Annotated in this window: 15 protein-coding genes; 12 read left to right on the top strand and 3 right to left on the bottom strand. The window is 76.9% G+C overall.

Translation table 11 applies throughout. The annotated features are described in order from the left end of the window. Positions 1-43: 43 nt before the first annotated feature. The 7 genes from GTY84_RS15245 to GTY84_RS15215 all read left to right on the top strand — a co-directional run bounded on the left by GTY84_RS15245 (position 44) and on the right by GTY84_RS15215 (position 14500). Positions 44-898, top strand: coding sequence for a DUF4132 domain-containing protein (locus GTY84_RS15245; RefSeq protein ID WP_161226799.1), 855 nt, complete (start codon positions 44-46; stop codon positions 896-898). Then, a complete protein-coding gene (locus GTY84_RS15240; RefSeq protein WP_237532286.1) occupies positions 895-5973 on the top strand; it encodes a hypothetical protein in 5079 nt (1692 codons plus the stop codon). Before GTY84_RS15245 ends, GTY84_RS15240 begins: the two co-directional genes overlap by 4 nt. Before the next feature lie 71 nt (positions 5974-6044). After that, positions 6045-7211 (top strand): AAA family ATPase, encoded by a 1167-nt coding sequence (locus GTY84_RS15235; protein ID WP_161226962.1) that lies wholly within the window; start codon positions 6045-6047, stop codon positions 7209-7211. A gap of 5 nt (positions 7212-7216) precedes the next feature. Then, positions 7217-11185: a DUF5682 family protein gene (locus GTY84_RS15230; RefSeq protein WP_345943440.1), complete on the top strand. Its 3969-nt coding sequence runs from the start codon at positions 7217-7219 to the stop codon at positions 11183-11185. Beyond that, positions 11182-13212 carry a hypothetical protein gene (locus tag GTY84_RS15225; RefSeq protein WP_237532285.1) on the top strand — a complete coding sequence of 677 codons (2031 nt, stop codon included), beginning with the start codon at positions 11182-11184 and terminating at the stop codon, positions 13210-13212. Before GTY84_RS15230 ends, GTY84_RS15225 begins: the two co-directional genes overlap by 4 nt. Positions 13213-13550: 338 nt before the next feature. Then, a complete protein-coding gene (locus GTY84_RS15220) occupies positions 13551-13934 on the top strand; it encodes a luciferase family protein (protein WP_161226798.1) in 384 nt (127 codons plus the stop codon). Between the two features lie 116 nt (positions 13935-14050). Continuing rightward, positions 14051-14500 carry a DUF779 domain-containing protein gene (locus GTY84_RS15215; RefSeq protein WP_161226797.1) on the top strand — a complete coding sequence of 150 codons (450 nt, stop codon included), beginning with the start codon at positions 14051-14053 and terminating at the stop codon, positions 14498-14500. Positions 14501-14512: 12 nt separating this feature from the next. Here the strand turns inward: GTY84_RS15215 and GTY84_RS15210 are convergent, their stop codons facing one another. Both GTY84_RS15210 and GTY84_RS15205 read right to left on the bottom strand, forming a co-directional pair. Beyond that, a complete protein-coding gene (locus GTY84_RS15210; protein WP_161226796.1) occupies positions 14513-14707 on the bottom strand; it encodes a hypothetical protein in 195 nt (64 codons plus the stop codon). A gap of 513 nt (positions 14708-15220) precedes the next feature. After that, the gene (locus tag GTY84_RS15205; protein ID WP_161226795.1) at positions 15221-15811 is read right to left on the bottom strand and encodes an XRE family transcriptional regulator; all 591 of its coding nucleotides are present in this window, start codon (positions 15809-15811) and stop codon (positions 15221-15223) included. Between the two features lie 342 nt (positions 15812-16153). Here GTY84_RS15205 and GTY84_RS15200 point away from each other — a divergent pair, with 342 nt between their 5' ends. From GTY84_RS15200 to GTY84_RS15180, 5 genes are all read left to right on the top strand, one after another. Continuing rightward, positions 16154-17692, top strand: a complete 1539-nt coding sequence (locus GTY84_RS15200) for an ATP-dependent DNA ligase (protein WP_161226794.1) — start codon at positions 16154-16156, stop codon at positions 17690-17692. Then, complete coding sequence (locus GTY84_RS15195) at positions 17689-18150, top strand: NUDIX domain-containing protein (protein WP_161226793.1); 462 nt, start codon at positions 17689-17691, stop codon at positions 18148-18150. The genes GTY84_RS15200 and GTY84_RS15195 overlap by 4 nt, the downstream gene beginning before the upstream one ends. Positions 18151-18230: 80 nt before the next feature. Then, positions 18231-19616 (top strand): NADP-dependent succinic semialdehyde dehydrogenase, encoded by a 1386-nt coding sequence (locus GTY84_RS15190; RefSeq protein ID WP_161226792.1) that lies wholly within the window; start codon positions 18231-18233, stop codon positions 19614-19616. Positions 19617-19643: 27 nt separating this feature from the next. Continuing rightward, positions 19644-19880 carry a DUF6213 family protein gene (locus tag GTY84_RS15185; protein ID WP_161226791.1) on the top strand — a complete coding sequence of 79 codons (237 nt, stop codon included), beginning with the start codon at positions 19644-19646 and terminating at the stop codon, positions 19878-19880. Positions 19881-20731: 851 nt separating this feature from the next. Beyond that, the gene (locus GTY84_RS15180; protein ID WP_161226790.1) at positions 20732-21946 is read left to right on the top strand and encodes a cytochrome P450; all 1215 of its coding nucleotides are present in this window, start codon (positions 20732-20734) and stop codon (positions 21944-21946) included. Positions 21947-21973: 27 nt separating this feature from the next. Here GTY84_RS15180 and GTY84_RS15175 read toward each other — a convergent pair whose 3' ends face one another. Beyond that, positions 21974-23200: an acyl-CoA dehydrogenase family protein gene (locus GTY84_RS15175; protein ID WP_161226960.1), complete on the bottom strand. Its 1227-nt coding sequence runs from the start codon at positions 23198-23200 to the stop codon at positions 21974-21976. Positions 23201-23298: the final 98 nt, after the last annotated feature.

Genomic DNA, 23298 nt, shown 5'->3' with positions numbered 1-23298 from the left:
TAGAGTTCCCCGCACTTGATCACTGCGGTGCGGGGAGGCACGTATGGGGTGGGTATCGGCGGGCGACTACGAGGTCGCTCTGGAGGACGGGAAGGTGGTCTGCCGCAATGCGGCGGGGCGGCGGCTGAAGTCGGTGCCCGCCAAGCTCGCGGACGACCCGGCGGTCGTCGGTCTGCGGCAGCTCACCGAATGGCTGGAGCGGCACGAGCGCCAGTGCCTGGCCGACGTGGAGCGCTGGATGCTGCGTTCGCTCCCGGTGCCCCTCGACGTCCTCACCCGCGTCTGGCCCGACCCCGCCTGGCGCTCGGCCCTGCGCGACCTCGTGGTCAGCGGCGCCGACGGCCGGGTCGCCGGGTTCCTGCGCGACGCCGACCCCGAGCGCGGCCTCGGCCTCGTCGACCTCGACGGGGACACCGTGCGCATCGCCCCCGACCTCGTCCGGCTGCCCCACCCGGTCCTGCTGGAGGACCTGGAGGAGCTGCGGGAGTTCGCCGTGGAGCTGGGTGTCGAGCAGCGGGCCCAGCAGCTCTTCCGCGAGGTGTGGCACCGCCCCGCCGCGCTGGACGCCGAGGCGACCTCCGTCGAGGAGTACGCGGGCGGCGCCTTCAAGCAGCAGCGGTTCCTGCACGGCCGGGTCGCCCAACTCGGCTACCGCGTGCGCGGCGGCAGCGCGATCTGCTCCGTGCGCGAGGACGGCCGGGCGGTCGAGGCCCGCGTCTGGGTCGGCGACTACGACGGCTACGACGACGCGGAGACCGGTCCCCTGATGTGGACCGACCCCGCGGGACGAGTGCTGAAGCTCGGTCTGATCGGGCCGGTGGCCTGGTCCGAGGGCATGCGCATGGCGGCGGCGCTGTACGCCGGACGGGACATCGAGGACGAGGAGCGGGCGGCATGAGCGTCACCCAGGACCAGAGCACGGCCGGCACCGCCCAGGGACCCGCCGCCCCCGACGACGCGGCCGTCGCCGCGCTGCTGGACGCCGGGGCCGTCCTGCCCTCCGGCAGCAGCACCGGCGAGGACGCCGACGTCCTCACCGTCCGCACCTACACCCACCCGGCGCTGGGCGACCGCCGCGTCGTGCGGCTCGTGCCGGGCACCCTCGGCGAGGCCGAGGACCTCGCGCTGGACTTCCTCGGGCTCACCCGCGAGCAGGAGAGCCCCGAGGTGGGGCAGGTCCGCCGGGAGACCCTCGGCTTCCCCGCGTGGGCTCTGGTCAACGACCCGGCCAACGGACACCACGCGCTGGCCCTGGTCAAGGACGTCGAGCGGCTCGCGCGGCAGGCCAAGTCCCGTCCGGGCACGGCGAAGGAGGGCTTCGAGGCGCTCGGGGACCGGCTCGGCCGGGCCGTCCCGCACTTCCTGCCCACCTTCTACGAGCAGGCCGCCCGGGTCTTCCTCGAACACGACAACTCCACCTACGCCGCCGCCTTCTTCGGCAAGGCGCGCGACGCCGAGCGGGTGCACGCGCTCACCGTCGACGAGGAGCGGCAGCGCGCCGTCTTCCTGGAGTTCGCCTTCGCGGGCGCGCTGACGGTCAAGGCGCTGAAGCAGCACGTGCGGGACCTGTCGGGCCGGTTGCGGGCCGGGGACGCCTGGACGCAGTTCCGACAGCTCACCGTCGAGCGCTGCGCCGCCGGCATGCCGCCCTACGCCTCGCTGCCGCAGGACGCCCGGGCGCTGATCAAGGCCGCCGGGCTGGACCGGGCCGGGGCGGAGGGCGACCTCGTCGCCGATCTGCTGGCCTCGCCCGCCGCCGTCCGGGCGCCCGAGTCCTTCTGGACCGCCTACCGCGGGGTGCTGCCCGCGCTGGCCGCGCGGCGTCCGGAGGTGCGCGCCCGGCTGCTGGAGATCATGCCCGCCGCTCTGGACCGGGACGGCAAGGCGGACGAGTTCTGGCTGGAGCTGCTCGTCGAGTGCGGCGCGGACCGCCTGCTCACCGGCGAGGACGGCACCGCCGCGGACGGCCAGGGGAACCCGCTGGAGGTCGACGCCGCGGCCTGGCTCACCCGCTGGGCCACCCACCGCAAGCACGGCGGCTTCCAGTCCGACCGCTCCCCCGCCACCCTCGCCCTGGTGGCGCGCATGGCGCCGCGGCTGCGTGCCGACGGACGGCCCGTCGACCTGTTCTCGGGCCGCTGGCGCGCGGGCGCCGACCTCGACCTGCTGGACCTGTGCGCGGCCGAGCGGATCCCGCTCACCCTCCCGGAGCCCGGCGCGGACATCAGGCTGAGCCTGGACCGCTGGGTGCGGGACAATCCGCCCGGCCACCGCGACCTGACCGCCTCGGCGGCGGACCCGCGGCTGCGGCCGATGCTGCTCGACGCCGTCGGCGGGGCCGGCCGCGACCGGGACACCTCGCGGGTGCTCAAGCACCTGGCCGGCCACCCGGTGCTCGGCGACGTGCTGCGCGAATGGCTGGACGGCACGGTCGCACGGCTCACCGGCGCGGTGGGCCTTCCGGACGCGCGGGCCACGCTGAATCTGCTCGCCCCCTACCGGGCGGTGGCCGCCGCGGTGAACCCCGAGGCGGTCGCCCGGGTCGCCGCGTACGCGACCGCGCCCGTGCTGGGCCGCACCCTGCGGGCCGGCATCATGGACGAACTGCACTGGCCCGCCCTGGAACAGGCCCTGGGCCGGCTGCACGCCGAGGCGCCGCCGAAGGACCACGACAACACGCTGATCGTGAACGAGGCGTGGCCGAACCTGATCGTGAGCCGCGGCCGCAAGGCGATCGTCGTCGGCCCCGACGGCATCCTCCTCGACCACGACCTGCGGCTCCCGGCCGACCTGGATCGCTGGCAGCGCCCGCAGTTCCGCTACACCGACGGTGAACTGCTGGTGCTGTGGTGGAAGGACGCCAAGCAGCAGGGCTACTGGTCCACCCGCCCGTCCGAGGTCGTCGCGCTCACCGGTGAGCAGGTGGCCTACCGTCGCTTCGACACCGGCGCGTCCTCGGTCCCGCTGGCCGCCGGGGGCCGGGCCACCGGCGGACGCGCCCTGCACGCCGGGGACACCGTGCTGCCCGCGTCCCGTTCCGTGCTCTCCGACGGCACCCTGCACTGGCGCCAGGGCTACCAGGGCAAGCGGCCCCTCTGGCTGGAGTACGACCCCGCGACCGGCACGCACGGCCGCGCGTCCCTGCCCGCCTTCCTGCGCTCCGGTGTCCAGGACGACACCACGCTCCTCCAGGACCGCTGCGAGATGCTGCCGCTGCTGCCCGGGCTGGAGGGCAGCCCGTTCGGCACCGACGGCACCGTCCTGGGCCGCTGGGTGCGCTCCGAGGACTCCGGCGGCGAACAGCGCACCACCACGGGCACGCCCGACGGGCGCACCGTCACGGTCGTCTCCTCCGGGCAGCGTCTGGTGCCGCTCGGTGCCCTGCGGCTGCCCGGGGGCGCGGAGCCCGTGGTCGCCCTGCGGCGGCGCGACGTCCGCCTGCTCGCCCCCGGCGAGGAGGGCGGTGAGCTGGGCTCGGTGACGCCCGGCGAGGAGGGCGGCTCCTACGCCGGAGGCACCCGGATGGTGCCCCCGATCGCCTTCTGGCACGCGCTGCGCCCCCGGGACGAGGAGGCGTCGGCGGTACTGCGCGCCCTCGGCGACGAGCGGGCGGCGGAGCTGCTGACCGAGGCGGCGCGGGCCCTGGAGGAGCGCCGGGAGCTGGTCGCCGCCGCCAAGGCGAGCGCCGCCGCGCGGAAGGACGGCGCGCGGGACCCCGAATCCGCGGACAAGGGGAGCGTCCCCAGCGCCGAGGCCGCCCTCCGGAGCGCCGTCTCCCGCACCCTGCCCGAGCTGTCCGACAAGCGGCTGGTCGCCGGGGTGGCGTCGCTGGTGAACCTGGCCCTCCAGGCCGCCGGTTCGGCCGCCACGTTCGCGACGCCGCCCGCCGAGCGCCCCCAGCAGGAACGCAAGCGGACCGAGGGCATGTTCGCGGAGTACCGCCCCGAGCACGGCGACGACCGGACGCTGCTCTCGGCCGTCGCCGGAATGACCTCCCTGTGGGGCGGGTACCGGAGCGACAACCAGTGGTACACGCTGCGCCAGATCCGCGCGGTGAACCACGTGCTCTCCGGCGGTCCCGCCGACGGCGTGCCGCTGCCCGGCCAGGCCCGGCACACCGCGTCCTCGGACGGCTGGGTCAGCGACGACCACACCGCGCCCCGGGCCGGTGTGCCCTGGCAGGTGCTGCTCCCCGCGCTGCGCGGGCTGGTCGTCCGGGCCGCGTCGCCGACCCTGCCGCCGGCCGAACGGGAGGGGCTGGTCCTGCTGTTCGAGGCGCTCGCCGAGGGGCCGCTCGCCGCTCCGGGAGGGGTGCTGCGGGAGATCGAGCTGAGCGAGCCGCACGACCGGCAGCAGCGCGCGGGCCAGGTGCTCCGCCGCGGGGGCCGCACGGTCGTCGTCCTCGACTCCGAGCGGGTCGACTACCGCACCGACCGCGTCCACTGGCAGGCCGTCGAGTACGACCCCGAGGGGCGGTTCGGCGCCGTCGCCCACTTCGCGCTGGAACGGGAGATCCGGTTCAGCACGGTCCTGCCGGACGGCGGTCCGGCCGTCGCGGCCCGGCTGCTCCGGGAGAAGGGCGTCATCCCCTGGCAGGACGCCGCGCCGGCCGCGCTGGCGGCGGAGACCGGCGACGCGGTGGGCCATCTGCAGGCCACGGTGCTCCTCGCCGGACAGCCCGAGAAGCTCACCCCCGAGGCGCTCGCCCTGGTGGGCCTGAAGCCCCGCCAGCTCGACGCGGCCCGCGAGATGCTGGACACCCTGACCGTCGGGGAACGGACGGAGCTGGTGGGCGCCCTGCTGCCCGAGGAGATCGCCGGGCTCTGGACCGACGGTCCCGACCTGGCCCGGGCGGGCCGGGTGTGGGCCGAGCGCCACGGCTCCCTCGTGCGGGTGCCCGAGGAGCTGGCCGTGGGCGTGGACGGCCTGTCGCTCGGCTCCGCCGAGGCGGTGCTCAACCCGGCCCGCACCGCGTGGCTGAGCCGGACCACCTCGCAGCGGCCGGACGAGGACGGCAATCTGGTCGCCGCGGACCCGCCGGCGATCCCCGCGGGCAGCACGGTGGAGCAGGCGGTCGCCGCCCTGGCCACCCTCGCCTACGCCCTGCCCTACGGGCATCCGATGCGCTCCGCGCTCCCCGAGGGCCTGGCCGCGCTGCGCCGCCGCTTCGAGGACCCGGGGCTGCTGCTCGACATGGGCATCGGGTGGACGGAGAAGGGCGGTTCCACCTCCGTCGAGATCCGCAAGGCGTACGGTCTGCCCGCCACCGGCGGCGCCGACGCGGACGGCACCACCTGGGCCGGTGCCGCGTTGGCCCTGCGCCCCTGGTACGGCGAACACGAGTCGGTGCTGATCCGGCCGTCGGCGCTGACCGGGCCGGACGATCCCGCCCTCGGGCTGCTCGACGGGCTCCTGGGCGCCGGGCACGCGGCCCCGCGTACGCTGCGGGCGGTCCTCGGGGACGGTCTGGCCGACGCGGTCGCGGCCGGCCGGCCGGGCTCCGGCGGGCCGACGGGCGTCCCGCAGGACCCCACGGTCAGCGTGCCGGAACTCGTCACCGAGGTCGCCTCGGCCCACGGCCTGGGCGAGGACGCGGCGGCGCTCTACCTCCAGTTGCTCGCCCTGCCCGATCCGACGGACCGCAACTGCGCCCGCTGGACGGGCTGGCGGCCCGCGCGGCTGAAGAAGGCCCGTGCCGAACTGGCCGCCAGCGGCCTGGTCGTGGAGGCGAAGCGGACGCGGGCCGGCCGCACCCTGTTCCTGCCCTGCGGATGGCACGACCTCAGGTCCCCTGCGCTGCCGGTGGAGATGTGGAAAGAGGGGCTGTACCCGATAGCCACCGGCCGCCGCACCGTGCCCGCGCTGCCGGTGCCCGAGCTGTTCGCCCGCGCGTGGGCCCGGGTCCGCGCCGGTGACGCGCCCTCGTACGAGCAGCTCGTCACCCGTGCCACGCGCAAGGGCCGCCGCCGGTGAGCGCGGCCCGCGCCGGGGCCGCCCCGCGCACCAGCGATGACCACCGTCCAGAATCCACCGGAAGTACGCCGATGACCACCACCGCCCCCGGTCCCGCCCGGCAGATCGTGCCGCCCGAGGACCTGTACGCCACCGAACTGGCCTTCCTCGCGGCCCATGACGCCGGGCCGCGCCCGCCCGCCTGGCGGCTGACGCCGCGTGCCGTCGTCACGTTCGTGATGGGCAGCGGCGGCCGGGCGCTGCGGCTGCCGGACGACGCGGAGGTGCCCGAGGGCGTGCCGCGGCGAATGGTGGTCGAAGGCAAGTTCGTCGGCGACCGGGCACTGGTGGAGCGGTGCGTCGTGACCCTCGCCGGGGAGCGGGGCCTGCTGCTCGTCGGCGAGCCGGGAACGGCGAAGTCGATGCTGTCGGAGCTGCTGTCCGCGGCGGTGTGCGGGACGAGCGGCCTGGTCGTCCAGGGCACCGCGGGCACCACCGAGGACCAGCTCAAGTACGGATGGAACTACTCCCTGCTGCTGGCCCAGGGGCCGAGCCGGCAGGCGCTGGTGCCGTCGCCCGTGCTGACGGCCATGACCAGGGGCGGCATCGCCCGCGTCGAGGAGGTCACCCGCTGTCTGCCGGAGGTGCAGGACTCCCTGGTGTCGCTGCTGTCCGAGCGGCGCATCGCGGTCCCCGAACTCGCGGGCGGCGAGGACTCCCTGGCCCACGCGGCGCCGGGTTTCAACCTGATCGCCACCGCGAACCTGCGCGACCGGGGCGTCTCCGAGATGTCCGCCGCGCTCAAGCGCCGTTTCAACTTCGAGACGGTCGGCCCCATCGGGGACCTGGACGCGGAGACGGCGCTGGTGCGCGGTCAGGCGCGGGCCTGTGTGGAGCGGGCGGGCGCCCCGTTCCGGGTCGACGACGCAGTGCTGGAGGCCCTGGTCGTGGCCTTCCGGGACCTGCGGGAGGGGCGGTCGGCGGAGGGCTGGGAGATCGAGCGGCCCTCGACGGTGATGAGCACCGCCGAGGCGGTGGCGGTGGCGGGCGCCCTGGGGCTGGCGGCGGCCTACTTCCCGGGGGACCGGGACGTGCTGGAGCTGCTGCCCGGGCATCTGCTCGGGGTGGTCCGCAAGGACGATCCCGCCGACGCGGCCCGGCTGCGCGGTTACTGGGACGGTCCGGTGCGGCGGCGCGCGGAGCAGGGTTCGGCCACCTGGCGCACCCTGTGGGACCTGCGCACGGTCCTGGAGGACTGACGCCCGTGTCCCCGATCCCGCACCCCCGCCCCGCCCCGTCCGCCCCGCTCTCCCCCGAGGAGGCGGTGGCCGTCCTCGCGGACGACCCGGCGGCGCCGTACCTCATCGGCGTGCGGCACCACGCTCCCTCACTGGCGGCGGCCGTGCCCACCCTGCTGGACGCGGCCGGTCCGGACGTGCTGCTGGTCGAGCTGCCCGCCGAGATGCAGGAGTGGCTGCCCTGGCTGGGCCACGAGGAGACCCGGGCGCCCGTCGCCCTGGCCGCGGCGCCCTCGTCCGCGGCGGGGGGCGCGGGGCCGGCGTTCTACCCGTTCGCCGACTTCTCCCCGGAACTGGCCGCCGTGCGCTGGGCCTCGCGGCACGGTGTGCCGGTCGTGGCCTGCGACCTGCCGCTGGCCGACCGGGCGTGGGCGGCGGGCCGCCGGGGTCCGGACGGCGGGCCGCCCGGGCCCTCCGGCCCCCCGTCCCCCGCGGTGCCGGGCACCCCCGGGGACGGGTCCGCCGGAGAGCCGGCGGGAGGCTCCGCCGGGGACGGGACCGCCGCCGGGGCCGAGCCGTGGCGGGCGGGGGTGGGGGCCGCGCTGCGGTCCCGGCTCACCGGCCGCCCCGGCGAGGACCTCTGGGACCGGCTGGTGGAGGCCACCGCCCCGGGGTCGCCGCCCGAGGCGCTGCGCAGGGCCGCCCTCCTGACCGGGTGGGCGCTGCGTGAGGAGGCCGCGGCGGCGGGCGGGGTGCCCGAGTTGGACCTGCGCCGGGAGGAGTGGATGCGCTCCCGGCTGGCCGCCGCCACCGCGCGCGGGGAGCGCGCCGCCGTCGTCGTCGGCGCCTTCCACGCCCCGGCCCTGGCGGCCGCCGCGGTCCAGGAGGCGGAGGAGGCGCGGGCCGGGGAGCCCGGGGCCGGGGTCCCCGGCGCCGCCCGGGAGGCGGGGTGGACCACCTCGCTGATCCCGTACGCCTACGCGCTGCTGGACGAGCGGTCGGGTTATCCGGCGGGAATCCGGGACCCGGAGTGGCAGCACCGGGTGCTGCGGGCCGCGGGCGATCCGACCGCCCTGGAGGAGGCGCTGACCGGCGCCGCCGTGCGGGTGTGCGCGGAGCTGCGCGGTCTCGGCCACCCCTCGGGGCCGGCGGACGCGCGGGAGATCGCCCGCTTCGCCGCCGACCTCGCCCGGCTGCGGGGGCTGCCCGCGGCGGGCCGGGGCGAGTTGGTGGAGGCGGTGCAGACGGTGCTCGCCCAGGGCGAGCCCTACGGCAGGGGCCGCGCCGTCGCGCGGGCCATGGAGCGGGTGCTCGTCGGCACCCGCACCGGGCGCCCCGCGCCCGGCGCGCCCCGCAGCGGTCTGGCCCCCGCGGTGGAGGCCGAGGTGGCGGAGCTGGGCCTGCCCGGCCCCGGCACCACCGGCCCCGCCCGGGATCTGCGGCTCGACCCGCTCCGGTCCGGCACGGACCGGCGGCGCGATCTGCTGCTGCGCCGGCTGTCGGTGTGCGGGGTGCCGTACGCGGAGCCGAAGGAGGTGGTCGGGGCGGGCGGCGCGGAGGCGCTGACCACCCGCTGGGAGGTGCGCTGGACACCGGCGACCGCGGCGATGCTGTCGGCGGCCGGGGTCCGGGGCGTCACCCCCGCGCAGGCGGCCGAGGGCGTCCTGCGGGAGCGGTGGCGCGCGGAGCGGGACGAGGGGGGCCCGACGGCGGAGCAGACCCTGGAGGGCCTCCACCGGGCCGCCGAGTGCGGCCTCCCGGAGCTGACGGACGCGCGGCTCGCGGAGGCGGTCGAGGTGCTGCCCCGGGCGGCCTCCCTGTCCGGACTGCTGGGCGGGCTCGCGCTGCTGGACCGGCTGCGGGCGGGCCATGTCGCCGGGCTGCCCGCGTCCGGGGAGCGGACGGTGCGGGCCGTCGCCCTGGCCGAGCTGCTGACGGCGGCGGCGGTGCGCCAGGTGGACGGTCTCACCGGTTCCGAGGACCCGGCGGACGCGCACGCCCTGCTGGAGCTGGCCCACCGGGCGGACGTGTCCGGCGGGGTGCGGCTGGCCGACGCGCTGGCCCGGCTGGCCCGGGACGGTTCCCCGCTGATGCGGGGCGCGGCCGGTGCCGTCCGGGTGCTGCTGGGCCACGAGGACCCCCGGGTCCTGGGCGACCGGGTCGCCGCCTGGCTCGACACGGCCGGCGACGCGGCGTCGCGGTCGGCGCTGACCGCCCGGCTGACCGGGCTGCTGACGGCCGCCGGTCCGCTGCTGGAGTCGGCCGCCCCCGCGCTGGACCCGCTGCTCGACCGGGTGTCCGAGCTGGCCGACCGGGAGTTCCTGGACCGGCTCCCGGCGCTGCGCGGCGGTTTCGACACGCTGAGCCCGGCCGCCCGGGAGCGGCTGCTGTCCGCCGTCGAGGAGCGGCTGGACACCGGCCGCCTCGCCGACACCGCGGGGGTGGACCCCGTCGCCCTGGCACTGTGGACCGGGGCGGACCTCACCGCGCGGACGGCCCTCGGCACCCTGGGGCTGCTGCCCGCGCCGACCACCGCCGGGACCGGTCCGGCGGGCGACGCGGACGGGGCGGACGGGGCGGCATCCGCCCCGGGCACCGCGCCCGCCGGGACCGTCGCCGCCGGGGCGGCCGCCACCGCCGGGGCTCCTCCCGCCGGGCCCGGCGGGTCGGGCGGTTTCACCCCATCCGGCACGGCCACCGGCCACGGTACGGCCACCGTTCCTGACACGACCGCCGCCCCCGGCACCCCCGGTACGACCACCGTCCCCGGCGCGTCCGCCGGTCCAAAGGGGACCGACCCCGGTGTCCCCGGGCCCGGGGCCGCCGATGCCCCCGGCCCCGACGCCGCAGATGCCGGGCGTGCCGCGGGTGCCGCCGCCGAGGAGCGGTGGCTGGCCCCCGCCGACCGCTGGCGGCTGGTGCTGGGCCGCCGTTCCGACCGGCTGCCGCCGTCCGCGGCGGCCCTGGCGACCGCCCTGGACGAGCTGTACGGCAACGGCCGCGGCGAGGGCAGCCGGGGCGAGCTGACCGGCCGCGGGGGCCCGGGCGGCCGGGAGGCCCCCTACCCCGGGGTGCGCGAGTGGTCGGAGGAGCTGGCGGCGCTGTTCGGCCCGGGCATCCGAGAGGAGGTCCTCGCGGCGGCGGCCGACGCGGGCCGCTCGGACGTGCTGGCCGAACTGGACGCGGAGAGCGTCCGCCCCTCCGTCGACCTGCTGCGCACGGTGCTGCGGCACGCGGGCGGCCTGCCCGAGGCACGGCTGGCCGCGCTGCGGCCCCTGGTGCGGCGGCTGGTCGAGGCGCTGACCCGGCAGTTGTCGACCCGGCTGCGCCCCGCGCTGCACGGCACGGTGCTGCCGCGCCCCAGCCGTCGGCCGGGCGGCGGTCTGGACCTGCCCAGGACGCTGCGGGCCAACCTGGCCTCGGCGCGCCGCGCGCCGGACGGCACGGTCAGGGTGGTCCCGGAGCGTCCCGTCTTCCGCAGCAGGGCCCGGCGGGCCGCCGACTGGCGGCTGGTGCTGGTGACGGACGTGTCGGGCTCGATGGAGGCGTCCACGGTGTGGGCGGCGCTGACGGCGTCGGTGCTGGCCGGGGTGCCCACCCTGTCCACGCACTTCCTGGCCTTCTCGACGGAGGTCATCGACCTCACCGACCACGTCGAGGACCCGCTGTCGCTGCTGCTGGAGGTCAGCGTGGGCGGCGGCACCCACATCGCGGCGGGGCTGCGGCACGCCCGGGAGCTGGTCACCGTGCCCTCGCGCACGCTCGTCGTGGTCGTCAGCGACTTCGAGGAGGGATATCCGCTGGGCGGACTGCTCGCCGAGGTACGGGCACTGGTCGGGGCCGGGTGCCAGGTGCTGGGCTGCGCCAGCCTCGACGACTCCGGACGCCCCCGGTACTCCACCGGCGTGGCGGGGCAGCTCGTCGCGGCGGGCATGCCGGTCGCCGCCCTCAGTCCGCTGGAACTCGCCCGCTGGGTAGGGGAGAAGATCTCATGAACGCGCACCTTCCGCCGGTCGATCCGGCGGTCACCGCCGGACTCGTCGCGGCGCTGACGCCCCGGCTGCGCAAGCGGCTGGACGCGGGGGTCGCCAAGGTGGCCGCCCGGCCCGCGGTCCGGGACGGGGACATGGTGCGGATCGCCGTCGACGACGACACGGACCTCGAACTCCACGCGCCCGGCGGCGCGGTGACGGACGCCGGGGCGATCCGCTGCGGGTGCCTGCTGGCGCCGGACTGCCTGCACCGCGCGGCGGCGGCCTCGGCGGCGCCGGTCGCGGACCCCGCCGAGTACCCGGCCGCCGACGGCACGGGAGGGGACGCGGACGGTCCCCCGGCGGCCGGGCCTCCGGCGTCCGGGCCGCCGGGCCCCCCGGACGGGACCGCCCCCGGCCCGGGGGAGTCCGCGGCCACCGGGACGGGTCCGGCCGACAGCGCGCCGTCCCCGGACCGGGCGACGCCGACGGCGCCCGGGCGGGCGCCCGCCGCCCCGGCCACGGACGCGGCACCGGCGGGCCGGGCTCGTCCCGGCTCCCCCGGGCCGGAACCGGCCGACCCCGATCCCGACCCCGGGGCCACCCCCGCGCAGCGGGACGCCGCCCGGGCCCTGCGCGACGCGGCGACCGCCGTCCTGGAGGCCGGAGCGGACGGGGCCGGTGCCGTGCTCCAGGCCGAGCTGCTGCGCGCGGCGCACACCGCGCGGCTCGCGGGGCTGCCGAGAGCGGCCGGACGCGCCGTCGCCGTGGTGACGGCGGTGCGCGCGGCACGGAGCGGCGATCCCTCCCACCGGCTGGCGGACCTGGCCGCCGGGCTCTGCGACGTCCTGGCCGCCGCCCACCGCCTCCCCCTCGCGACCGGCCCGGAGCTGGCCGAGTTGCGCGGCGCGGCGCGGCAGCCGTACACCCCGGACGGCTCGCTGCGGCTGTACGGCCTGTTCTCCGAACCCGTCCTCACCACCAGCGGGTACGCGGGCGCGGTCACCTGGACCGCCGACGCCCGGGGCAGGCTCTGCACGGTGTCCGACGTCGCACCGGGCGGCGCGGGCCGGGCGACGGGCGCCGCCGACCGCGGCGTGCGGATCGGGGACACCACCCTGACCCACCGGGAACTCTCCCGCGCGGGGCTCGCGGTGTCCGGCGCGACGGTCTCCCCGACGGGGCGGCTCGGAGCGGGTGCGGGCGTACGGGCGGTGCGCGCCTCCGGGGCCGGCTGGCACGAGGAGCCGCTGGACCGGCTGTGGGCGGTGCCGGTGGCCGAGCAGGTCTCCCGGGCCCTGACGTCCGGTCAGGACCTGCTGTTCCTCGACGTGACGACGGCCGGGACGGTGCGCGAGGCGGCGGGCGAGTGCCTGGTGGCCCACTGCGGCGGGGTGGCGGTGCGGCTGGCCGCCGCCCACGACGACCCGGCGCTGCCGTACCGGGAGAACCTGCGGCTGCTCGCCTCGGCCGGGGGCCTCCGGCTGCGGGTGATCGCCCGTCTCACCCCCGGTCCGGTGCCGCGGGCACTGCTGCTGGCGGCAAGTCATCCCACCGATCCCGGTGTCCGGGTGGACCTGGGGCTCGACCGGCTGCGCCGCGCGGACCTCCCGCCCTCCCCGGCACCGGGGGCACCCCTCGCGCCGCCGGGCGACGAGGCGCCCCTGCATCTGCTGCGCCGCCGGGTCCATCAGGCCGTCTCCGGCGGACGGCGGGTGCTGGCCTTCTCCGGCCACCGCGAGGACGCGGACGGCGCGCGGCTGCGCCGCAACGGCCTCACGACCGCCGGTGACCTCCTGGACGAGTTGCGCGGTGCCGCCGCGGACCGCGGGCGGGACCCCTTCGGCCGGCTGCTGCCCGCCGACGCCGGGCGGTTCTCCCGGGCGTGGCTCGCCGCCTCGGTCTACACCGAGGAGCTGGACCGCGCGCTCTGCGCCGCCTCCTGGGGCACGGCAGCCCTCCATCCGGCGGCCCCCGTTCCGGCGGGGCGGGACACGGCACCGGGTCCGGCCGGAGCACCGCGGTCGGCGGTGCCGGGAACGGACGGCTGACGGGCGGGGGCGACAGGCCGCGTCGGGGCCCGCGTCGCGGACCACCGGGCCGTCCCGCGGGCCGACAGCGGGACGTACGGGCCCCACCGCCGCGTCCCGGTTCGCCTCGACGCCCGGGGCTTCCGCCGCGTCCCGGTTCGCCCCGGCCCCCGCGGGCGACGGCTTCCGCGGGGCCCTCGGCCCGCTGGCGCCGGGGCCCCGGGAGGGGCGCGGCGCGGCCTCCGCGCGGCGCCCCCTCCGGCCTCCGCCGGAGGGGGCGCGGGGCGTCCGGCCTCACATGCCGGTTACGAATCGCTCAACCCCTGGTTGCCGGGCGGTGATCCGGCCACGATGGGGGCATGACTCTGGCTCAGCACGCCCTGGAGCGGCTGCAGGCCTGGCCCGACCTCACCACGAGCCGGGCCAGCTGCGGGACGGGGCGGGCTCTCCGCTCCGTCCGCGACGACATCGTCCACTTCCACTCGGACCGGGATGTGGACCTCCATCTCACCCGGCGGGCCATCCAACGCTTCCACTACGACCTCGGGGGCTCCAGCGCGATACGCCTGGTGCCGGACTCCCCGTGGGCGACCGTGCACCTGGACTGCGGAACCGACATAGACCTGCTGCTCAGCCTGACGAGCGTCGCGCTCAAGGCCCATCTGACCTACCCGCCCACCGACACCCCGTCCGGCTGCAACTACGGCCGCGTCACCGTCCTGCGCCGCGACGGCGTCCGCTGATCCGACGGCCGCCCGCGGCCCGCGCCGACCACCTCGGGCCACCAGTACCGCCGGGGCCGTCGGCACCACCGGGACCGCAACGCCGTCGCAACGTCCCCCGTGGTGGCATGCACCGCATGCCCCACATCCCCGAGACACCCCCCACACCCGAGACACCCCGCCCGTCGGAGGCTCCCGAGGCACCCGGTCCGTCCAGGGCCCCGGGGACGTCCGGCGACACCGCGCGTGTCGCGCTCACCCCGGAGGCCGCCGGGCTGCTGCGCCGACTGCGCTCGGAACACGGTCCGCTGATGTTCCACCAGTCCGGGGGATGCTGCGACGGCAGCGCCCCCATGTGCTTTCCGGCCGGTGAGTTCCGTACCGGCGCCGCGGACGTGCTGCTGGCTGAGCTGGCGGTGGAGGGCGTGGCCGAGCCCGTGCCGTTCTGGATGTCCCGTGCCCAGTTCGCGGTGTGGAGCCACACCGCACTGACCGTGGACGTGGTGCCTGGCCGGGGCAGCGGCTTCTCCCTGGAGGCCCCCGAAGGGGTCCGCTTCCTCATCCGCTCCCGGCTCGTCGGCGCCTGACGACGCCCCGTGTCACGGTCTCAGGCTGCTGACGATGTCCGCCGTCGCCGCCAGGCCGCTGCTGATGGTGGGGGCCATGCTGGAACTCGCCAGATAGAAGCCGAGCAGCAGGCAGACCAGCGCGTGCGAGATCTTCAGCCCGCCGTTGCGCAGGAAGATCACCGCGAAGATGAACAGCAACAGCACCACAGAGATGGAAATGGCCATCGTCCGCCTCCTTCACCACGTCCGCTTCGCGGCGTTCGGCGGCAAGTGTGGCCCAGCGGAGGGTTCGTCCGGGCGGATGACCTGTCCGCCGAACGTGTGGTGTCCGGCGCCGCTCACCCGCCCGTGAACGGCTCCCGCACGGGCCGGGCACGGCGGCGGGGCCTTGGGACCCGGCCCGTGCGGCGACGGCGGGCGCTCACCCGTGGGCGCAACTCCCTTGCGGAAGACTGGTGTTGGGGAGAGTTCGCGATGCGCCGCTCTTCGCCGCCGGGTCCCGGCCATGCGCCGGACCCGCTCCCGCCCGTGGCAGGCCGGCCGACCGCCCCAGGGGCGGCACGCCGGTCGCCGCCCCGCCCGGACACGGCGCCCGCGTCGGCGTCCCGGCCCCGGCTCCGGCTCCGGCTCCGGCTCCGGGGAGAACCCCACCGCGCCCCGGCCCGACGGCCGGCCCCGGTCGGCCCGCCCGGGTCCGCCCCGCACGCCCCCTTCCGCCGCCGGTCCGCCCCGGGACCGTCACTGACCGGCGGTGCCCTCGGGACGGGCGGGTCTGGCGCGGATGTGCATCCGCTCGCCCTGCGGGCCGAACAGGCTGAGGAACTCCACCGGCCCCTCCCCCGTCGACCCGAACCAGTGCGGGACCCGGGTGTCGAACTCGGCGGCCTCGCCCGCGCCCAGCACCACGTCGTGCTCGCCGAGGACCAGCCGCAGCCGTCCGGAGAGCACGTACAGCCACTCGTAGCCCTCGTGGCTGCGCGGGTCCGGTTCACGGGAGCGGCGGGGCTCCAGCACCTTGAACGCCTGGAGGCCGCCGGGCTGGCGGGTGAGCGGCCAGTGGGTGCGCCCCTCGCGCACGACCGGTTCGGCGCGCACCCGGGGATCGCCGACCGGCGGCGCGCCGACCAGCTCGTCCAGGGGCACCTGATGGGCCCCGGCGAGGGGCAGCAGCAGTTCCAGGGTCGGTTTGCGCAGCCCGGACTCGAGCCGGGACAGGGTGCTGACCGAGATCCCGGTCGCCTCGGACAGGGCGGCGAGGGTGATCTCGCGCTCCTTGCGGAGCTGCCGGAGCCGGGGGCCGACCCGGGCGAGGACGTCGTCTGCGGTCATGACCCCATTGTGCGGAACCGGCGGGGACGCCCGTCACCCCGGAACCCCGGACCGGCGGCGACCCGCGGCCATCACCGCCCGGCCGTGCCACCCCGGCACCGGCCCGCACCGCGTCGCCCGCCCGGGGACCCGCCTGCCCCGTCCGGGCCCCGCCCCGGCGCCGCGCGCACCGCACGGCACAGCACCGCGCGGCACGGCACACCGCATCACCGCACCGCACCGCACCGCACCGCACACCGCACCGCACCGCACCGCACCGCACACCGCACCGCACCGCACCGCACCGCACCGCACCGCACCGGCGGGGATGTGGACCCGGCGGGACCGGTGCACCATGGGGGCATGCTGTTCGCCCGGGTGGCCGAGGTGTCGCGGGAGGTCGGCGCGGTGTCGGCCCGGTCGCGCAAGACCGCGCTGCTCGCGGAGCTGTTCCGGGAGGCGGACCCCGAGGACGTGCCCGTCGTCATCCCGTATCTGGCGGGTCGCCTCCCCCAGGGCCGCATCGGCGTCGGATGGAAGGCGCTGGCGCGGCCGGTGGAGCCCGCCGCCGGGCCGTCGCTGACGGTGCGCGCGGTGGACGCCCTGCTGTCCCGGCTCGCCGGGGTGTCGGGGCCCGGTTCGCAGACCGGGCGGGCCCGGCTGGTCGAGGAGCTGATGGGCGCGGCGACCGCGGAGGAGCAGCGCTTCCTGCGCGGCCTGCTCACCGGTGAGGTCCGCCAGGGCGCCCTGGAGGCGGTGGCCGTCGAGGGCCTGGCGCTGGCCACCGGGGCACCCCCGGAGGGGGTCCGGCGCGCGGTGATGCTCGCGGGTTCGCTGCCCGCGGTGGCCGGGGCGCTGCTCGCCGACGGCCCAGGGGCCCTGGACCGGTTCCGGCTCACCGTGGGCCGCCCGGTGCTGCCGATGCTGGCGCGCGGCGCGTCCTCGGTCACGGAGGCGGTGGAGCGGCTGGGCGGCTGCGCGGTCGAGGAGAAGCTCGACGGCATCCGCGTCCAGGTGCACCGCGACGGCGGGGACGTGGGCGTGTACACCCGGACCCTGGACGACATCACGGACCGGCTCCCGGAGGTCGCCGCGACGGCCCGGTCGTTTGCCGGTGAGCGGTTCGTCCTGGACGGCGAGGTGATCTCGCTGACCGCCGGTGGGCGGCCCCGCTCCTTCCAGGAGACCGCCGGACGCGTCGGCTCCCGTGCCGACGTGGCCACGGCGGCGCGAGCGGTGCCGGTCTCCGCGGTGTTCTTCGACGCCCTCGCCGTCGACGGCCGCGACCTGCTGGACCTGCCGCTGTCGGAGCGGCACGCGGAGCTGGCCCGGCTGGTGCCGGAGGCCGCCCGGGTGCGCCGCGCGGTGGTTCGGGGGCCGGACGGAGCGCCCGCCGGGGAGCGGTTCCTCGCCGGGGCACTGGAGCGCGGCCACGAGGGCGTCGTCGTCAAGGCCCTGGACGCCCCGTACAGCGCGGGGCGGCGCGGCGCTTCCTGGCTGAAGGTCAAGCCCGTGCACACCCTCGACCTGGTGGTGCTGGCCGCCGAGTGGGGGCACGGCCGCCGCACCGGCCTGCTCTCCAACCTGCATCTGGGCGCCCGCGCGGCCGACGGCTCCTTCGTGATGCTGGGCAAGACGTTCAAGGGGATGACGGACGCCCTGCTGGCCTGGCAGACCGGGCGGCTGCGGGAGCTGGCCGTGGCGGAGCACCCCTGGGGGGTCACCGTCCGGCCCGGACTCGTCGTCGAGATCGCCTACGACGGCCTCCAGCGTTCCACCCGCTACCCGGCCGGCGTCACCCTCCGCTTCGCCCGCGTCCTGCGCTACCGGGAGGACAAGCGCCCCGAGGAGGCGGACACGGTGGAGGCGCTGCTCGCCGCCCACCCCGGGGCCGCGCCGTGAGGCGGAGCGCGGGGCTGCTGCTGCACCGGGCGGGCCGGGAGGGCACCGAGGTCCTGCTCGGCCACATGGGCGGCCCCTTCCACGCCCGCCGCGACGCAGGTTCCTGGACCCTCCCCAAGGGAGAGTACGAGGGCGGGGAGAGCCCCTGGGACGCGGCCCGGCGCGAGTTCGCCGAGGAGCTGGGGCTGCCGCCGCCCGAGGGGCCCGCCGTGCCGCTCGGGGAGGTCCGGCAGGCGGGCGGCAAGATCGTCACGGCCTGGGCGGTGGAGGCGGATCTGGACCCGGCCGCCGTCGTCCCCGGGACGTTCCGCATGGAGTGGCCGCCCCGGTCGGGCCGGACGGCGGAGTTCCCGGAGCTGGACCGGGTGGCGTGGTTCGGGCTGGAACGGGCCCGCGAGGTGATCGTCGGGGCGCAGTCCGCGTTTCTCGACCGGCTGGCTGAGCACTCGTCCCGGTGACGAGGCGACCCGTCCGCGTCGCGGTGCGCCGCGCCGCGGGGCAGGGTCGAGTCACACACGCGCACCCAGGGAGGACGGCCATGCCCATCGCGACGGTGAACCCGGCGACCGGCGACACGCTTCGGACCTACGAGGCCATGGGCGAGGAGGAGATCGAACGGCGGCTCCGGCTCGCCGAGGCCACCTTCCGCACGTACCGGACCACGGGTTTCGACGAGCGTGCCCGGCTGATGCGCCGCGCCGCCGACCTGCTGGACGAGGACCGGGACACGATCGGCCGGGTCATCACCACGGAGATGGGCAAGCCCGTCGTCCAGGCCCGCGCGGAGGCCGCCAAGTGCGCCAAGGCGATGCGCTGGTACGCCGACCGGGCGGCCGGTCTGCTCGCGGACGAGGAGCCCGGGGCCGCGGACGTGGCGGACTCGGGCGCCTCCCGGGCCCTGGTCCGCTATCGGCCGCTGGGCCCGGTGCTCGCCGTGATGCCGTGGAACTTCCCGCTCTGGCAGGTGATCCGGTTCGCCGCCCCGGCGCTGATGGCGGGCAACGTCGGACTGCTCAAACACGCCTCGAACGTGCCGGAGACCGCTCTGTACCTGGAGGACCTGTTCCACCGGGCGGGTTTTCCCGAGGGCTGCTTCCAGACCCTGCTGATCGGCTCGGCCGCGGTCGACGCCGTCCTGCGCGACGAGCGCGTGCGGGCGGCCACCCTCACCGGCAGTGAGCCCGCCGGGCGGGCGGTCGCCTCCACCGCAGGAGAGATGATCAAGAAGACGGTGCTGGAGCTGGGCGGCAGCGACCCGTTCGTGGTGATGCCCTCGGCCGACCTCGACCGGGCCGCGCGGGTGGCGGTGACCGCCCGGGTGCAGAACGCGGGGCAGTCCTGCATCGCCGCCAAGCGGTTCATCGTGCACACCGAGGTGTACGACGCGTTCGCGGAGCGCTTCACCGAGGGCATGCGGGCGCTGCGGGTGGGTGATCCGATGGACGAGGGGACGGACGTCGGACCGCTCTCCAGCGAGCAGGGGGTGACGGATCTGGCGGAGCTGGTCGAGGACGCGGTGCGCGGCGGCGCGGCCGTCCTGTGCGGCGGCGGGCGCCCCGACGGGCCGGGCTGGTACTACCCGCCGACGGTGCTGGCGGACATCACCCGGGAGATGCGGATCCACCGCGAGGAGGCGTTCGGGCCGGTCGCCACGTTGTACCGGGCGGCCGACCTGGACGAGGCGGTGCTGATCGCCAACGACTCCGACTTCGGGCTCAGTTCGAACGTGTGGACCCGTGACGAGGCCGATGTGGAGCGCTTCGTGCGGGACCTGGAGGCGGGCGGCGTTTATGTGAACGGGATGACCGCGTCCCATCCGGCGTTCCCGTTCGGCGGGGTCAAGCGGTCGGGCTACGGGCGTGAGCTGTCCGGGCACGGAATCCGGGAGTTCTGCAACATCACCACCGTATGGCACGGGGCGTAGGGGGTGGCGGGTCTACGATCCCTTCCTGTGACGCGCGAAGTGACCCTGCCTCTGATCGTCGACCACCGCGGCACCCTGCGGGTGTCCGCGGCCGATGTGAGCAAGCTGCTGCGCACGGTCGGCGGCCGGTGGCTGCGGCTGGTGGAGGCCGGTGACGAGGGTCTGGACGAGGACACCGTCGCGGCCCTGACCATCGAGCTGGCCAAGCTGGCCGACCGGATCGACGTGGCCTGCATCGCCCACAGCAGCGGCCAGTCCTCCTGACCGGTGCCGTGCCGCGCGCCCCGCGCCGTGCCGGGCCGGCGCGGCCCCCTCCCGTCCGCCGGGCGCGCGGTCCGCGCCGCAGGGACCCGCTCGCGCTCCCCGGTACGGAGTATCCCGACGAGAGATCGCCGTCCGGCCGGGTGATCGTGGGGGGACACCTCCGGACGAGGTGAGCGACCCTCCCGCCGGTGGGCGCAGGGCCTTCCGCGAGGCGAAAGCAGGCACGGCTCATGGCGACGTTGCGCAGACCCCCCGGGTTCCGTGCCGGAGTGCGCGACCACGATGGAGGAGACGCTCGCGCCGGCACCGGAACGTCACGCCGGTCGCCCCCGACTCCCCCTGTTCCCGGGGCTGACCGCGGACACGGGGGCCGCACCCGGCACCTCGTGCGGTCCGTCGGGGAGATCCCGGTCCCCCGGCTTCGAGGACCGGCCGGCTCCACGAGGCCGGGGCGACCGGGTTCCGCTTCCTGCCGTACAGATGGGCGCCGACGACCGCGGAGCCGCTCGCGCCGGCCCTCGCGGAGCCGGCCGGACGGCTCGGTCGGGACACGAGCGACCCGGACTCTCCGTCGTCCACGCGGGCGGGCCGAGGATCCCGGGCGATCCGGCAGCCTTCCTCGGGGCCGATCCGGGCGCCCTCCGGTGCGGCCGGGCGACGCTCACCGAGTACGGCGACACCGCCGGCGCCTCCGTCCCCGGACTCGCCGCGCCGGCTCCTCGACGGGGGCGGTGCCGTCGGCCCGGGCCCGCGGAGCGCCGGCCGGCCTCGGGCCGGGCATCACCGCGGAGATGCCGCCCGGCCACCGACGGACCGCGGACCGCGGACCCGAGACAGGACATGAGGAACACATGAGCGAAGAGACGGTCTCCCGGCCGCTGCCGCCCGTACGGGAGTGGCCCGTCGCCGACCTGCCGGGCTCGGAGTTCGACCCGGTCCTCGCCGGGCTGATGCGCGAGGGCCCGGTCACCCGGATCGCCCTGCCCGACGGCGAGGGCTGGGCCTGGCTCGTCACCGGCTACGACGATGTGCGGCTGGTCACCGACGACCCGCGGTTCGGTCGCGAGGCGGTGATGGAACGTCAGGTCACCCGGCTCGCCCCGCACTTCGTCCCGGCGCGCGGCGCGGTCGGCTTCCTCGACCCGCCGGACCACACCCGGCTGCGCGGCGCGGTGGCCGCCGCGTTCACGGCCCGGGGCGTGGAGCGGGTCCGGGAGCGGTCGCGGACCCTGCTGGCCGGGCTGGTGGACGGCATGGTGGCGGCGGGCCCGCCCGCCGACCTCACCGCGGCCGTACTGGGACCGTTCCCCGTCGCCGTCATCTGCGAGCTGATGGGGGTTCCGGACGCCGACCGGGGCTCGCTGCACACCTGGACGCGGCTCGTCCTGTCCGCCGCGCACGGCGCGGACGTCAGCGAACGGGCCACGCGGGAGATGAGCGCCTACTTCGCGGACCTGATCGGCTCGCGCGCCCGGAGCACCGCCGAGGACGTCACCTCGCTGCTCGGTGCCGCCGTGGGGCGGGGCGGGATCACCGAGGAGGAGGCGGTGGGCCTCGCGGTGCTGCTGCAGATCGGCGGCGAGGCGGTCACCAACAACAGCGGCCAGATGTTCCACCTCTTGCTCACCCGGCCCGAGCTGGCCGAGCGGCTGAGGTCGGCTCCGGAGCCGCGGGCTGCCGCCGTCGACGAGCTGCTGCGCTGGATCCCGCACCGCAACGCGGTGGGGCTGTCCCGGATCGCGCTGGAGGACGTGGAGTTGCACGGGGTGCGGATCCGGGCGGGCGACGCGGTCTACGTGTCGTACCTGGCCGCCAACCGCGACCCCGGGGTCTTCCCCGACCCCGAGGCGATCGACCTCTCCCGCAGCCCCAATCCGCATGTTTCCTTCGGCTTCGGCCCGCACCACTGCCCCGCCGGGACGCTGGCCCGGCTGGAGGCGGAGCTGCTGCTGGACACCCTGCTGGAGCGGGTGCCGGGGATGAGGCTCGCGGTGCCGCCGGAGGAGGTCCCCTTCAAGCGTGGCGCGCTGATCCGCGGTCCCGAGGCCCTGCCCGTGACGTGGTGAGCGGGCCGGGTGACGGCTGCGGAGGCCCTACCGGATGGGCACGCCCGACAGGGCGCGGGCGATGACCAGCCGCTGGATCTCGCTGGTGCCCTCGAAGATCGTGTAGATCGCGGCGTCCCGGTGCATCCGCTCCACCGGGTACTCCCGGGTGTAGCCGTTGCCGCCGAGGATCTGCACGGCCCCGGCGGTGACCTTCTTCGCCGTCTCGCCGGCGAACAGCTTGGACATGGAGCCCTCGGCGGCCGTGAACGGGCGTCCGTTGGCCGCCATCCAGGAGGCCCGCCACACCAGCAGCCGGGCCGCGTCGATGGAGGTCCGCATGTCGGCCAGCTGGAAGGCGACGCCCTGGTTGTCGATGACGGGCCGGCCGAACTGCTCGCGGGTGCGGGCGTATTCGAGGGCGACCTCGTAGGCGGCGCGGGCGGTGCCGACGGCCATGGCGCCGACGGCCGGGCGGGACGCCTCGAAGGTCGCCATGGCGGCGTTCCGCACCCGCTCGCCCCCGGGGCGGGCCTTCTCCCGGGCGCGGGCGAGGCGCTCGTCCAGCCGCTCCTTGCCGCCGAGCAGACAGGAACCGGGGACCCGGACGCCGTCCAGGACGACCTCGGCGGTGTGCGAGGCGCGGATGCCGTGCTTCCTGAACTTCTGCCCCTGGGACAGCCCCCGGGTCCCGGGCGGGACGATGAAGGAGGCGTGGCCCTTGGAGCCCAGCTCCGGGTCGACCACGGCGACGACGACGTGGACGTCGGCGATGCCGCCGTTGGTGGCCCAGGTCTTGGTGCCGTCGAGCACCCACTCGTCCCTCGCCCCGTCGTGTACGGCGCGGGTGCGCATCGCGGCCACGTCGGAGCCCGCGTCGGGTTCCGAGGAGCAGAAGGCGGCGAGCTTCACGTCGTCGGCGTCGCCGTACATCTGGGGGATCCAGGTGCCGATCTGCTCCTCGGTGCCGTTGGCGAGGACGCCGACGGCGGCGAGGCCGGTGCCGACGATGGACAGGGCGATACCGGCGTCGCCCCAGAACAGCTCCTCCATCGCCAGCGGGATGCCGAGGCCGGTGGGGTCGAAGTACTGGCGCGCGTAGAAGTCGAGGGAGTAGACGCCGGTCCTGGCCGCCTCCTGGATGACCGGCCAGGGAGTCTCCTCACGCTCGTCCCATTCGGCGGCCGCGGGACGGATGACGTCGGCCGCGAAGCCGTGCAGCCAGTCCCGGACCTCCTTCTGTTCGTCGTTGAGCTCCATGGTGAACCCGGACATGTCCCCTCCAGTGACGCGCCTGAACATGTTACCTACGGTAACTCGCAGTCTGTTACCGGCTGGTAGAGAAAGTCAACCCGCGCCGGGGCGCCCCATCC

The organism is Streptomyces sp. SID8352, from assembly GCF_009862265.1.
Classification (GTDB): Bacteria; Actinomycetota; Actinomycetes; order Streptomycetales; family Streptomycetaceae; genus Streptomyces.
Note: the sequence above shows the minus strand (reverse complement) of the source record. Positions and strands in the feature narration are given on the sequence as shown.

Excerpts from the sequence above, each read along its gene's own strand:
- GTY84_RS15245 (WP_161226799.1), top strand. The coding sequence starts at position 44 with ATGGGGTGGGTATCGGCGGGCGACTACGAGGTCGCTCTGGAGGACGGG.
- GTY84_RS15240 (WP_237532286.1), top strand. The coding sequence starts at position 895 with ATGAGCGTCACCCAGGACCAGAGCACGGCCGGCACCGCCCAGGGACCC.
- GTY84_RS15235 (WP_161226962.1), top strand. The coding sequence starts at position 6,045 with ATGACCACCACCGCCCCCGGTCCCGCCCGGCAGATCGTGCCGCCCGAG.
- GTY84_RS15225 (WP_237532285.1), top strand. The coding sequence starts at position 11,182 with ATGAACGCGCACCTTCCGCCGGTCGATCCGGCGGTCACCGCCGGACTC.
- GTY84_RS15220 (WP_161226798.1), top strand. The coding sequence starts at position 13,551 with ATGACTCTGGCTCAGCACGCCCTGGAGCGGCTGCAGGCCTGGCCCGAC.
- GTY84_RS15215 (WP_161226797.1), top strand. The coding sequence starts at position 14,051 with ATGCCCCACATCCCCGAGACACCCCCCACACCCGAGACACCCCGCCCG.
- GTY84_RS15210 (WP_161226796.1), bottom strand. The coding sequence starts at position 14,707 with ATGGCCATTTCCATCTCTGTGGTGCTGTTGCTGTTCATCTTCGCGGTG.
- GTY84_RS15205 (WP_161226795.1), bottom strand. The coding sequence starts at position 15,811 with ATGACCGCAGACGACGTCCTCGCCCGGGTCGGCCCCCGGCTCCGGCAG.
- GTY84_RS15200 (WP_161226794.1), top strand. The coding sequence starts at position 16,154 with ATGCTGTTCGCCCGGGTGGCCGAGGTGTCGCGGGAGGTCGGCGCGGTG.
- GTY84_RS15190 (WP_161226792.1), top strand. The coding sequence starts at position 18,231 with ATGCCCATCGCGACGGTGAACCCGGCGACCGGCGACACGCTTCGGACC.
- GTY84_RS15180 (WP_161226790.1), top strand. The coding sequence starts at position 20,732 with ATGAGCGAAGAGACGGTCTCCCGGCCGCTGCCGCCCGTACGGGAGTGG.
- GTY84_RS15175 (WP_161226960.1), bottom strand. The coding sequence starts at position 23,200 with ATGTCCGGGTTCACCATGGAGCTCAACGACGAACAGAAGGAGGTCCGG.